The organism is Paenibacillus sp. AN1007 (genome assembly GCF_040702995.1).
Classification (GTDB): Bacteria; Bacillota; Bacilli; order Paenibacillales; family Paenibacillaceae; genus Paenibacillus.
This window is the reverse complement of sequence record NZ_CP159992.1, coordinates 4,449,704-4,462,644: the sequence shown is the minus strand read 5'-3', so window position 1 is coordinate 4,462,644 and position 12,941 is coordinate 4,449,704. Positions and strand designations below refer to the sequence as shown.

14 protein-coding genes are annotated in these 12,941 nt (G+C 47.6%); 6 read left to right on the top strand and 8 right to left on the bottom strand.

The window, feature by feature from the left end; all coding sequences use genetic code 11:
- Positions 1-112 precede the first annotated feature (112 nt).
- Together ABXS70_RS20215 and ABXS70_RS20210 are read left to right on the top strand one after the other, a co-directional pair.
- Positions 113-1,093: a family 43 glycosylhydrolase gene (locus tag ABXS70_RS20215; protein ID WP_366290362.1), complete on the top strand. Its 981-nt coding sequence runs from the start codon at positions 113-115 to the stop codon at positions 1,091-1,093.
- A 361-nt stretch (positions 1,094-1,454) separates the two neighbouring features.
- Positions 1,455-2,300 (top strand): EcsC family protein, encoded by an 846-nt coding sequence (locus ABXS70_RS20210; protein WP_342554583.1) that lies wholly within the window; start codon positions 1,455-1,457, stop codon positions 2,298-2,300.
- A 616-nt stretch (positions 2,301-2,916) separates the two neighbouring features.
- Here the strand turns inward: ABXS70_RS20210 and ABXS70_RS20205 are convergent.
- A complete protein-coding gene (locus ABXS70_RS20205) occupies positions 2,917-4,191 on the bottom strand; it encodes an MFS transporter (RefSeq protein WP_366290359.1) in 1,275 nt (424 codons plus the stop codon).
- 359 nt (positions 4,192-4,550) lie between these two features.
- On the opposite strand from ABXS70_RS20205, the gene ABXS70_RS20200 reads away from it, so the two are divergent.
- A complete protein-coding gene (locus tag ABXS70_RS20200; protein WP_366290356.1) occupies positions 4,551-4,667 on the top strand; it encodes a putative holin-like toxin in 117 nt (38 codons plus the stop codon).
- A 317-nt stretch (positions 4,668-4,984) separates the two neighbouring features.
- Here ABXS70_RS20200 and queF read toward each other — a convergent pair whose 3' ends face one another.
- From queF to ABXS70_RS20170, 6 genes are all read right to left on the bottom strand, one after another.
- Positions 4,985-5,476, bottom strand: a complete 492-nt coding sequence (queF, locus tag ABXS70_RS20195; protein WP_342554586.1) for a preQ(1) synthase — start codon at positions 5,474-5,476, stop codon at positions 4,985-4,987.
- A 183-nt stretch (positions 5,477-5,659) separates the two neighbouring features.
- Positions 5,660-6,370, bottom strand: a complete 711-nt coding sequence (gene queE / locus ABXS70_RS20190) for a 7-carboxy-7-deazaguanine synthase QueE (RefSeq protein ID WP_366296708.1) — start codon at positions 6,368-6,370, stop codon at positions 5,660-5,662.
- 73 nt (positions 6,371-6,443) lie between these two features.
- Entirely contained in the window at positions 6,444-6,935 is a 492-nt protein-coding gene (gene queD / locus ABXS70_RS20185) for a 6-carboxytetrahydropterin synthase QueD (RefSeq protein WP_342556251.1), read from the bottom strand.
- Positions 6,935-7,624: a 7-cyano-7-deazaguanine synthase QueC gene (gene queC, locus ABXS70_RS20180; protein WP_342556252.1), complete on the bottom strand. Its 690-nt coding sequence runs from the start codon at positions 7,622-7,624 to the stop codon at positions 6,935-6,937. Before queC ends, queD begins: the two co-directional genes overlap by 1 nt.
- A 375-nt stretch (positions 7,625-7,999) precedes the next feature.
- On the bottom strand, positions 8,000-8,704 hold the full coding sequence (locus ABXS70_RS20175; protein WP_342554587.1) for an AIM24 family protein: 705 nt from the start codon (positions 8,702-8,704) through the stop codon (positions 8,000-8,002).
- Positions 8,705-8,722: 18 nt separating this feature from the next.
- On the bottom strand, positions 8,723-9,178 hold the full coding sequence (locus ABXS70_RS20170) for a hypothetical protein (RefSeq protein WP_342554588.1): 456 nt from the start codon (positions 9,176-9,178) through the stop codon (positions 8,723-8,725).
- A 330-nt stretch (positions 9,179-9,508) separates the two neighbouring features.
- Here ABXS70_RS20170 and ABXS70_RS20165 point away from each other — a divergent pair, with 330 nt between their 5' ends.
- The 3 genes from ABXS70_RS20165 (at position 9,509) to ABXS70_RS20155 (ending at position 11,716) form a co-directional block, all read left to right on the top strand.
- Positions 9,509-9,676 carry a hypothetical protein gene (locus ABXS70_RS20165; protein WP_366290352.1) on the top strand — a complete coding sequence of 56 codons (168 nt, stop codon included), beginning with the start codon at positions 9,509-9,511 and terminating at the stop codon, positions 9,674-9,676.
- Between the two features lie 207 nt (positions 9,677-9,883).
- Positions 9,884-10,588: a hypothetical protein gene (locus tag ABXS70_RS20160; RefSeq protein WP_342554590.1), complete on the top strand. Its 705-nt coding sequence runs from the start codon at positions 9,884-9,886 to the stop codon at positions 10,586-10,588.
- 156 nt (positions 10,589-10,744) lie between these two features.
- Entirely contained in the window at positions 10,745-11,716 is a 972-nt protein-coding gene (locus ABXS70_RS20155; protein WP_342554591.1) for a WYL domain-containing protein, read from the top strand.
- Between the two features lie 27 nt (positions 11,717-11,743).
- Here ABXS70_RS20155 and ABXS70_RS20150 read toward each other — a convergent pair whose 3' ends face one another.
- The gene (locus ABXS70_RS20150; protein ID WP_342554592.1) at positions 11,744-12,418 is read right to left on the bottom strand and encodes a 3'-5' exonuclease; all 675 of its coding nucleotides are present in this window, start codon (positions 12,416-12,418) and stop codon (positions 11,744-11,746) included.
- Positions 12,419-12,941: the final 523 nt, after the last annotated feature.

The window sequence follows — 12,941 nt, the reverse complement described above, 5'->3', positions numbered from 1 at the left end:
GCCCGCGAACGTCCGCTGTGCCCCTCCACACCTGCTCTCCATGTTTTCGTAAGCGCACTAAGCACATCATAGATCCAAGCCATACACACATATATGAAAGGGGTTTATACCTATGACCAATTCAATTACATTTACCAATCCCATGCTGGAGCAGCGAGCTGATCCTTGGGTGTACCGTCATACGGACGGGTACTATTACTTTTCAGCTTCCGTACCGGCTTTTGACCGGATTGAAATTCGGCGTGCAGCGACACTGGAGGCTTTGAGAGATGCTGAACCAGTAACTGCTTGGACCAAACGGGAGACAGGGCCAATGAGTGCCAACATTTGGGCACCGGAGATTCATTTTATCGATGGCAAATGGTACATATACTACGCGGCGGCGCATACAAGTGAGACCAATGAGGGTTTGTTCGACCACCGCATGTATGTGCTGGAGAACGCCGCTGCTAACCCGCTTGAAGGAAAGTGGGAGGAAAAAGGCCAGATTCGTACGAAATGGGAGAGTTTTGCGCTGGATGCCACCACCTTTGAGCATAGAGGTACGCGTTATCTGGTCTGGGCCCAGAAAGACCCGAACATTGACGGCAATTCAAACCTCTACATTTGTGAAATGGAAAATCCGTGGACACTGCGCGGTGAGCAGGTTATGATTGCAACCCCTGAATACGATTGGGAGATCATCGGTTTTAAAGTGAATGAAGGTGCCGCAGTGCTGCATCGCAATGGACGCCTGTTTATCAGTTATTCTGCGAGTGCAACGGATCATCATTACTGTATGGGACTGCTCACAGCGGATGAAAATGCCGATCTGCTTGATCCGGCGAGCTGGGTGAAGTCACCAGAGCCTGTATTTCAGACTAGTGAAGAGAACGGACAATACGGACCTGGACATAACAGCTTTACCGTTTCACCGGATGGTCAAACCGATATTCTGATCTATCATGCCCGTAACTACAAAGAGATTGAGGGAGACCCGCTGTACGATCCGAACCGCCATGCCCGTGCCCAAATCCTTCATTGGAAAGAAGATGGTACACCAGACTTTGGAACTCCTGTCCCCGATGGTCAAACCGTGGCAGAGGTGAGATAACGCTTTGTGAACGCATACGAAGAGCCTTTTATCAGCAGAGCATGCTGATGAAAGGCTCTTTTTGATAAGTGTGGTTCAAGAGAGAGCCAGGAATATATGGATCAGGAAGGTATGGAGAAAAAAGCTCAGATTACGAAAGCTAGATTCATGAAAGCTTGGATTAGGGAAGCAACCGAAAGCGGGGAGTAACGTATACAATTACATCGAAAGTGAACTCAAACCAACCGAAAAGCAGAACGATAGATGAATGCAACACTACAACCCGCCCCATCCATTGGGCGACAGGGTATGAGTGTTAAGACGGTGCTGGGAGTGTACAATGTTGGGAACACATGATGACAACCTGTTAGGAGGATTAGATATGGAGTCACGCGAGACACTGGATCGGGAACTTGAACACATTTTAAAGTGGGAGAAAGAGCAGAAAGATTTGTTCATCTGGGATAAAATCGGACGTCTGCCGTTTGCTATGCTGGATAAGGTGATGCCGAAGGCGTTAAAGCAGAAGATTGGTGATGCCTTGAACGAAGTGGGGCAGTACCTGCAGACGGGCGGCAAGTTTCTTGTACAGAAGAAAAAAGTAGCCAAGCTTTTGCAAGAAGAGGCCGAGCGCTCAGGTTACAGTATGACAGATGATATCTATCGTTTGGAACAGGATGCAGAAACGGAGAAAACAGCCAAAATCTATAGTGTGGAAAAATTACCACTTGAGGTACTGGACCGTGTGGCGGATAACATTACCGAAAGTCGAAGCAAGTTTGCTGCGGCACAAGGGGCCGCGACAGGATTTGGCGGAATTGTTACGATCGCAGCTGACATTCCGCTCGTTATGGGACTCTCCCTAAAAGTGCTGCAGGAGATGGCACTGTGTTACGGTTATGATCCCGATGACCCGCTGGAGCGCGTCTTTATTGTGAAATGTCTGCAGTTCTCTTCTGCCGATATTGTAGGTAAAAAAGCGATTATTGAAGAGCTGGCGGACTACGATAACCCGGACAAGCAGATCGAGGTGATCTCGCAAATGCAGGGCTGGCGTGAAGTGTTTAATTCATACAGTGAGTCTTTTGGCTGGAAAAAGCTGTTCCAGCTGGTACCTGTTGCGGGCATGATTTTTGGTTCAGTCAGCAACAAAAATACGATCCAGGATGTGGCTGAAGCAGGAAGAATGATGTACAAAAAACGTCTGGTACTGCAGCGCCTGCAATAGAAGGTCAATCAGTGCTGCTTGAAGTAGGTTCCGCATCAGTCAGGTACGAAAAGTATAATGACATCCGCAAACGTTGAAAGAGGCTCCAGCCGATCTGTATGACACAGATACGGACAGGAGCCTCTTTGCAATGGTTACATTAGGGCGTGTCTTGAAACCTACTGAAGTACATCTTTATCGCCTTTTCGCCCCCTGCTTCGTCACTTTCCCATGACGTGCTCCTGCACGCCTGCGGAAAACTTCCTGGCTTGGAACGAAAATTCAGCAAAATCTGATTCCTTCAGCGTTTTTAGACACACCCTAGAATGATAGTCGAGTTTTTTAGGTTTTTCCTAAAAAATCTTATTCATATATTGGCTGATCCCGATGCGCTATCCTAGAAGAAAGCTTCCGGACAATCGGTATATCCAATACTGAGAAACTACGATGAGGAAAAGCCCTCCAATGAGTTTGCCATTGATTACAGCTCTCCAATTGTAGGGACCTTCCTCTTTAGCCCCTGCCATAAATCCAAAAATGATGAGGAAAACGCCTATCACGAAACTTAATTGTGAAAGGATAAGTATTACACCGGCCACCATGATAAAAACCCCCGATGAAGTGAGTGGAAAACGAACTACTCTTTACTGCCGTTTTCTTGTGCCCAGCGATTCAGAAGCTTATCGGATGGGAGCATGAAGGTAAAGATGCCGATCAGCGGCAGGAAGCTGCATATCTGCATGACGGGTGATACGCCGAAGACATCGATCCAGTTACCGAGCACGAGTGCACCCAGACCTCCCATACCAAAGGCAAGACCAGTAATCAGCCCGGAGACGGTTCCGATCTTACCGGGAATGAGCATCTGAGCGTATACCACAGTAACGGAAAAGCTGGATAACATGATAAACCCGATAATCGTCAGCAGTACGCCTGTCCAGAACAGGTTTGCGTACGGCAGGAGCAGGGCCAGCGGTGCGGCCCCTGCCATGGATAAAAAGATCATATTGCGTTTGCCGAATCGGTCAGCGAGTGGGCCGCCAAAAAATGTCCCAAGTGCACCAGCAGCCAGAAACAGGAAGATGTAGATCTGCGCGTCCTCTGTGGACAGACCGAACGTATCTTTCAAATGAAAGGCATAGAAACTTCCGATGGAAGCTACGTACCATGACCGGACAAATACCAGCAGAATGAGGACGGTAATCGCAGCTGCAATCTTTTTGCGCAGGGCTGGATTAGGAGCGCGGCGGGCCGCGGCCTGTTTACGCAGGTACGCACCTGATTGCAGCATCTGTCCATACCAACGGGCAACATAGAGCTGCACGGCGATCCCCATGGCTGCAATTCCAGTAAAGCCGATGGCGCCAAACAGTCCAAACGGAATGAAGATCCAGCGTGTCAGCAGCGGCGCTAACGATTGTCCGGCATTCCCGCCCACCTGAAAGATGGATTGGGCCAGCCCGCGACGCTGCCCTGCAGCCATATGGGATACTCGTGAACCTTCGGGATGAAAAGCAGCGGAACCCAGGCCGACAAAGATAACAGAGATGAGCACCTTCATATAACTATCGGCAAAGGCCAGCAGCAGCATGCCCGTAAACGTGAAGCCCATGCCGATGGGCAGAATGGACGGGGTCGGTTTTTTATCAGCAAACCAGCCGACAACAGGCTGCATGATGGATGCGGTGAAGTTGATCGCAAACGCAATCCAGCCAATCTGTGTGTAGGTTAGATGCATGGAATCTTTTAAAATAGGAAATATGGCCGGGATTACAGACTGGATGGAATCATTGAATAGATGCACCAGGCTGATGGCAATGAGTATCCGGTATACGGTGCCTTGGGCATCCAATCCGGGTGGGGATTTCGAACGCGCAGCGGCGTCCTTGGCTAATGTAGTTTGTGCAGACATGTTCTGTTCTCCTTTGGTCGCGGTCACGAGGGATCAGCGCCTATGTTAGATTCTATGCAATTAAGCATATTGTTACATAATAGGATAGATTGCAAGAAGCGACAAGGGGAACAGAAGAGAAATGGTAGTGGAGATTTTAATATCATTGTATAAGCTATGTACGTACAAATCAGACCATCAGACAAATCGGATATGCAGATTTTTACTTAATGCGGCCTTCAATATTCCAATGAAAACAACCTTATAGGTTTGTTCTAAGTGGATGTCCACGGGTTGGACCATATGGTATAATATGTTACAACAAACAGAATGGCTTGAATAGGCGGTCGGCTAGTCTCCTGTGTAAGGAGGTGATGCCTGTGGAGATTAAAGATGTACTGACGCTGATGATCAGTTTTGCGGGGTTTATAGTGACCTTGATTGGACTGATCGTAACGATCGTCGTTGCATTGAATAATCAAAACAAAAAGAAATAGACCGCCCCGACTAAGGTAATGGTCTATTTCGATTACCGGTTACAGCCACCGCCCTTGAAAGCGGCTGTTGTAAAAGAGTGAGGATGTTGACGCATCCTTACTCTTTTTATATTGTCCTTATTGACTACAGTTTATCACAACATTTCCCAAAACTCCACTGTACAATGCTGATTTTTGATCTGTTTTGCACTCATTTCTTCAAGGTTAAACGTTAAAATCATTGTACAGATAAGTCGGAATTCATCGTTTCAAACCGTAGAAACAGGACTGCTTCATCCTTGAAGAGTCCCGCTTTTATGAGTATCTATTGATTCAAATTACCGATTATCAATCGTCTCCGGATTCATATCATGGTTCATCATGCGGTGCTCAGCCATCTGTTCGTATTTGGTTCCCGGTTTGCCGTAGTTGGTGTACGGGTCGATAGAGATGCCGCCGCGTGGGGTGAATTTGCCCCAGACTTCAATGAAGCGCGGGTCCATCAGCTTGATCAGGTCGTTCATGATAATGTTCACGCAGTCCTCGTGGAAATCCCCATGATTACGGAAGCTGAACAGGTAGAGCTTGAGCGACTTGCTTTCAACCATTTTGATATCGGGAATATAGCTTATATAAATCGTTGCAAAGTCGGGCTGACCCGTAATCGGGCACAGGCTGGTGAACTCCGGGCAGTTGAATTTTACAAAATAATCACGGTACGGATGCTTGTTATCAAAGCTCTCCAAAATACCCGGATCATACTCAAACGTATACTTTACATGCTGGTTACCCAGTAATGTCACATCTTGCATCTCTTCAGGTTGTCTCATCGTTTACGAACGCTCCTCTTATCCATCAAAAGCCTTGGGCCTTGTACAGTATATTTTTGTTATATCGAACAGGCAAAACGGCCTGTGTCTCTTCTTTAACGTGTTTGTGTTTGATCGAAAGTTTCAAGCTTCCTCTTCCGACTCGCGAGCTTTTCATCCCAGCCCTATAGAGCGGCGAGCGGATTAAACACCGCGTTTGTTACCCCATACGAGTGTATGCAGCTGCGGCAGCACGCGAACATTATTTAGATCGTCCGAGGCACTTACTTGATCAATCAACCACTCATAACGGGTCAGCAGGGAAGCGGCCAGATCTGGTGTATCCACAGAGGAAACATCGGGGTTCCCGGTTTGTAAAAATAAAGATGTGCCCGGATATCGTGCATGCACAAGGCGGGCATAATCTAAGTCTGCCTGATCGAAGATCACGATCTTCAGACTGTGACTTCGATCGGCCGGGCCAGCGTCCAGACGGCCGATCACATCATCCAGCACGGACCAGTCGGTGTCCATGCCCGAACTGGGCGGCTTGGGCGAGACCGTGACTTCGTCAATGTCCGCCAGCCATGACTGCCAGCGGGAGCCCTGCGTTTCGACCGCGGTGCGGACGCCGTTCTCCCGCAGCAGGGCAACCAGCCCGCCCAGCGAAGCCAGCAGGGCGGGGTTGCCGCCGGAGAGGGTCACATGGGAGAAACGCGTGCCGCCCAGGCGGCGCAGTTCATCCCATACCGCCTCCGGCGTGAGCATGCGGATCTGGTCCTTGCCGCTGCCGTCCCAGGTAAAGGCCGAGTCGCACCAGGAGCAGCGATAATCGCAGCCCGCGGTGCGAACAAACATCGTTTTTTGTCCGATCACCATGCCTTCGCCTTGAACCGTCGGACCAAAAACCTCCATGACAGGGATACGTGCTTCCCCGGCGCGGACTGGCGGTGCGGCAAGGAGATTCGCCCCCGGTTCGTTCTGTACACTACGCATCGATCATCCACTCCCGTCTTGCCTCGGCATAACTGGTTGGTGTTTCGAAGAGGCGCACAAATTCGGTGCGGGCGCCGTCCGTGAGCCCGGCATAAGGCTCCGATTGTAAAGCGTGTTCCATCTGTTCAAACAGCCAGACAACCATATTTTCAGCTGTCGTATTCATCAGAGGCAGGGTTTCGTTCAAATATTGATGATCCAGATAACCTTCAATCCGGCTTTTCCAGATATCCTTGATATGTCCAAAATCAACCGTCAGCCCGGTTTCACCCGGATAACCGCTAATGCCAAAAACCACTTTATACGTATGGCCGTGCAGGTTTTTGCACTTGCCTTCATAACAATGCAGATGATGCGCCGCATCAAAAGTAAACTCTTTGCTGACCAGTACCCGTTTGCGATGATATCTCAGCTGGGTGGGCAGAATATCCTGGTCGATGCGCTGCAGCCGTTCAACGATTCGAAATGTTCCAGGCTCTCTCATCATGCATCTGCTCCAGTGGAAGGTGCTGTAGTACGAGCGGCTGTACGTTCCTGTACATAACGATCCAGCCCGGCTTTACGCAGCTTGCAGGCAGGGCATTCACCGCATCCATCACCGATGACACCGTTATAACAGGTCAGCGTACGTTCACGCACATAATCGAAAGCACCCAGTTCATCGGCCATTTTCCACGTCTGGGCTTTGTCCAGCCACATCAGCGGAGTGTGAATGACGAATGGATAATCCATCGACAGATTAAGGGTCACATTCATCGACTTCACAAACGAATCCCGGCAATCGGGATATCCGCTGAAGTCAGTCTCGCATACACCTGTAACCAGGTGACGAGCCCCTTTTTGTTTCGCCATAATGGCGGCAAAGCTGAGGAACAGTAAGTTCCTTCCGTCAACAAATGTGCTGGGCAGCTCGCCTTCTTCATGCGTAATTTCCACATCGGAACGTGTGAGAGCGTTTGGTGCGAGCTGGTTAAGCAAGCTCATATCCAGTACGGTCTGCTGCACACCCAGATCCTTCGCAATGGCAGCTGCACATTCAATCTCCAGCTTGTGACGCTGTCCGTAATCAAACGTAACCACTTCAACTTCGGCGAATTGTTGTTTCGCCCAGAATAAACAAGTTGTACTGTCCTGTCCGCCGCTGAATACAACGACTGCTTTTTCTTTGTTCAACATAAAAAAACCTCTCCATCTTCTTGAGATCACCCCTGCAGCGAAGCAGGGAATGTCGGAAGAACAGAGAAGTTCATGAACTGGCATCCATCAAAAAACACACCTTCTTAATAACCGCTTCAAAAAACGGTAATAAGCAAGTGTCCTTAGTTTTTTACGTACACGGTGTCAGCATATAAACAGCATTAGCTTGTGAAGTTTATATGTAACCACCGAAATCTGTACGCAAGACTGCAGCGACCCTATGCAGGTCAAGTCTTGTAGAGGGAGTTCGCGAACCTCTCCCATGCCATAGGCATGGATTTTCTTCTTTAATTGTCCGGGAACAGTATACCACATCACTGCCCGATCGGCATATGGAGTTTCAATCCCGGTTTATTTAATAATGACATTGCCGAAAGGGATAACTTCTTTAAGTATACGTTTGAACAACCCTTCGTCGTTCATATCCTGCTGCAGCTTGTGGTTTTCCCGTCCGGCTTGAAAAAGCACTGAACCCTGCCCCGTCATTTTCCAATGATAGTTCATATGCTGGCTTGCCAGATTATTTCCATATACGGTTAATTCTAGATGAGCATTCTCAGGGTAGGCAATGATACTCCCGGCATCGACATAAAGCGGGGCAGTGGGATGCAGTTCTTGCTGACATACGTGGCCCTGTGTCAGCAAGCCGATTCTGCCTTTACCTGAAAACTTCATCTTCACAGCATCTCGGGTAATCAGCATATTTTTAATTTTCTGAATTTTGGTCTGCATCGTGATACCGTCAGAGTAAAAAAACAAATGGCGAAAATCGTAGAGCAGATCACTGTGCTCGGTAAGCTCCACTTCTTTCATAGTAAATCCGGGAGGAAGGGCAGCGACAAACTGGCATGGACCGGTAATTTCGGATTTGATCAGCTTTTTTTTGCGATATATGCCCGAAATGTTCAACAATTTATCCTGTCTGGCGCTGCTGGGCCCGCGAAAAGCGACGATTTGCTGCGGATGCAAAATATGAAGGCGGTCATCCTGGATTAGCGAAAATGTGACTACCTGCCCGACTCCGCCATTTTCAGCATGATTTAGATGTATTTGCATGCAGTTGCTCCTGTTCTTTTATAATCGGCCGGATCTGCGGCGCATTCCCCAGCGCATCACGCGAATCAATAGGAAGTAACCTAATATGAGAGCAGCGACAGTAATGACCATCGTTTGAATTCGCTGTGCGGTGGCTGTTCTGGCATCCTGATCATTCTGCAGTTTACTGACCATTTCCGTCAGCTTTTGGTTCTGGGCGAGGAGCTGATCATTTTGAGCCTTGAATGCTTCGACATTGGCCTGGGCTTGTCCCAATTGAGCGGAGGTTTGATTTAACTGCTCCAGCGTCTGCTTGTAGCTTTCCTGTAGAGCATTCACTTCTCCAGGCAGTTCTGACACGCGCTCCCATCCGCTATAAATATCCGAAAATATATTGGCACTCGCTGCATTTGTAGTCGAAACGAATGTGACGGTAAACAGAATACATGTGGTGACAAACACCCGAATGAAATAACCCTGAACGGATTTTGGCATAAGGTACACCTCTTTCTTCGGTAAGATTAATTCATTGCCGAATTCGTCGTCTTTTGTTGAATTACGGCTCTTACATTATACGTCATAATCGGGAGAATGGGTTCAAGATGATGATGTTTTATTACCCGAAATCACTCGAAAAGATGGTAAAAACAAATGTTTAATTGTAAAAATCATCGGGTAATACAAGGATAGCTGCACCTTGAACAGAGCAAAACATAATCTTGGACTTCCGTTCCGCGTATATCCTGTTCACAAATATGCAATATAATGCCTTAACCCAATACATTCGATTGAAATAAATATCGTGAAACGAAGGAGTAGAATAATATGTACGTATCCAACCAGACCACAGCAACGAAGACAATTATGATTACCGTAAATGGCGAGCCAGTCGGACGCAAACTGATTATTGACAGTGTAACTTATGCACCTGTTGCTGAAACGGACAGTACCCAATACATGCACAAAATGGAGATTGATCATTCTGCCGTATAAGTTGGGACTTGTCATAGAGAAGAGCGGGGAAAGCTTGGCTAACAGCCAGGCTTTTTCGTCGTTTATTGTCGCTTCTAGGCGGATCAAGGGAGATAAAACTAATATAATGGAAAAAAGTAATGAGAACGTATGTTCCGTGACAATATAGTGTCCATTCACCCTGATAACTTAGAAGATAATACACATAAATCGGGGGAGAGACTACCAGTGAACTCAGTCTTTGAAGTATCTTATTCGTGGAATAAAGAGGCCATACCGACAGGGGGAGCCGATCCCGTATATATGATGATAGAGTGGCGTTACGGAGCCCCTGCCAAAAGACTTAGGAAAATAGCACCCAAAATTTTGTCGAGAGATTTAGAGCTCTTGCTCAAACCGGAACATGGAGTTCAACTTAAAGGCATCTATGGCTGCCGGTCCAAAGAAACGGATATAGGTTGGGTACTCAGGCTTGGTGACGTTTACAAAGGAGAGAGTAAGCAGATCCTGCTGGAATTCTCCGTGGGCCCTCATGTCTCTGGTAAAGCTGCTGTATGTTCTGCCTATTGGAGCACACGCAAACTGAAGCAGAGCCAGCGTGTACTTCTCCGCAGGGAACAGCTCTACATTCAGTACACAAGTCATCTGGGCATGCTTCGGCAGCCAGAGGACCCAAAAGTAGAGAAGACGATAAAGCTGAACGAAACGGTACCACTTCTTAAACAAGCGCTGCGTGCCTATGAACGAGGCCGGATCGAGGAGGGCAGTGACCTGCTGCGCCGTCATGCAGATGCACTGCTGATCGAAGCTGCACGCAAACAGGATCTGGATTATTACACAGAAGCTGAAATGGTTGAGAAGCTTCGTTATCACTATGGGATTACATTTACAACCGGTTACAGAAATCGTGAAAGTGCAGTGTTAGGTGAATAAAACGGAGTCGAATGAGTGCAGTTTTAAGAGGACGAGTTTACATATTTTTTGAAGGTGAAGTCAAACAATAAGTCGAATGTATATATCAATACTATCTCAGTCGAGGATGGAGCTGTATCACACGAATTGAAACAACATCATGGAGGGCCCGGCAAAATGACAGACCGACTAATCCGATTAATGCGCATTATTACGCTGGTACAAGCCAAGCCAGGCATTCTTGCCCGGGAGCTTGCCGAGCGATGCGAGACGACGGAAAGGACGATATACCGCGACATGGAGGCCCTCAGCGCAATGCATATTCCGATCGCTAACATGGGACATGGAAGAGGGTACATGTTTATCAGCCATTTTGCCATGTATCCGCTCAATTGGACTGACGAGGAAGCGCAAGCTTTCATGCATCTTGCCGACGTTATGGAACATATACGTCCACTGTTAAAGCCAGCTTTTGAGAGTGCCTATGAGAAGGTGGTAGCATCAAGTCAGAAAAACAAGACCGAGCGGGTGGAATGGTCTGAGCAGATCAGAGAAATGTTCAAAGAAGGAGCAGCTGCCTGGCAGAAAAATGACGGACATGAACCGAATCATTCCCTTCTTACGCTGCTTCAAGCCGGAATTTCGCAAAACAGCATTGAAGGGAATTATCTGTATCATGGAGAGATGAGAGAGATTCGGATTGATCCTTACTGTCTGATTCCTCGGGAATATCAATTTGATCTGTTAGCCTATTGTCACCTGTCCGAAAGAATGAAGACATTCCAGGTAAACCGAATGCATGACTTACGAATGATGCCGCGTACCTTCCGCAAAAATGATTATTTGATCCAGTCTTATTTCCGTGCTCCCTGGATTACGAAAGGGATCACGGAGGGAGACGCTGTTAAAATCCGATTTTCTTCCCTTGTCGTCGAACGTGTAATGCAGGAAAGCTTTTTTGTACGTCCCATTCTAACCATAGAGCCCGAAGGAACCCTGCTGTTTGAAGCTGCATTTAGTGATATTGAGGAAATGCTCGCATGGATATCCAAGTATGGACCAGAGGCTGAAATTCTCGAACCGGAGCACTGCCGAGTCCTCATGCAGGAACGACTGGAACGCTGGCAGCAGGTATACAACCAAAGATAATCGGAATATATGGTTCCCTAGGCCGCACTAAACCTTGCCTTTGAACAGATCGGCCAGATTGCCAAATGGTGATTCTTTTTCTTCATCATCGGCAGCGCTCGAATAAACCACTTTGGAGGCTGTGCCTTCATCATCGGCTGCACAGTTGTTTTCCAGCTTGAACTGATCAAACTGATGGATAAACACTTTGGCCGTATTAATGGCATCATCCAGAGCACGGTGCTGTGTACCATCAAACTCGATTCCACAGAGTTCAAGAGCTTGGGCAAGCCCGAGCTGCCGGAACTTTCCTTCTTTGCGCATGGCCCGTGACCACTGCTGCTGCAGGTCATTATGATTGGTGATCCAGGATACATCGAGCTGGTGTGTACGGCAATGGGAGATGAGCTTACTGCGGTCGTCCGGTCCCCATGAGCACATATAATAAGGTTCGGTGCCCATCCAGTCGATAAACTGACTGAGCGCGGCCGGAAACAATGGGGCAGCGTCAATGTCTTTTTGGGTAATGCCTGTGAACTGTACCGTGTCGGTGGACAGGACAGATTTATTCGAAGGGCGGACATACGTATGGAAGGTATCAGTGACTACAAGGCCAGCCGCAGGGTCCTCGTTCACTTTGACGGCACCGATATCAATAATTTCAGAAGAATAGCGCGTATTGCGGCTTACTGTGAATTCAAGATCATATATAATATATGGCATAAGATAAACTCCTTTTATGAAGAGTACAAGTTTCATTCGGGATCTGTATTTTCGATCCTGAAATGTTATTTCATTTCTCTATTTTACAGTGAACGTTGAGCCATGTCAGCCATTGTTATGGAATTGTTTTAAGGATTGTTAAGAACATGATTTGTTGACAAGTGCTTGTAAATGTTCTAATGTGATCAAAAATGAGAACAGCGTATATCGAGGACATAATTATGTAAGCTGGCTTCAACAGAGAGGGAATGGATCGGTGCAACATTCCTGCTGCTGCTGCATAATTCCTACCTCGCCAGCTGCGCAGGAGAATGCCTTTGCAGAATAAGGGATGCAGCCTGCGCCGGAAGGGCCCGTTATGCCTCATAGGACTGCAGCCGGAACCTGTGTAATTTTACGCGTTTACGGATCGTGTGCAGTTAAATAAGGGTGGTACCACGACACATTCGTCCCTTGATGAATGTGTCTTTTTGCTGTTTAAGGACTGATATTTTCACATGATTGCAATCAGACGAAACGAGGA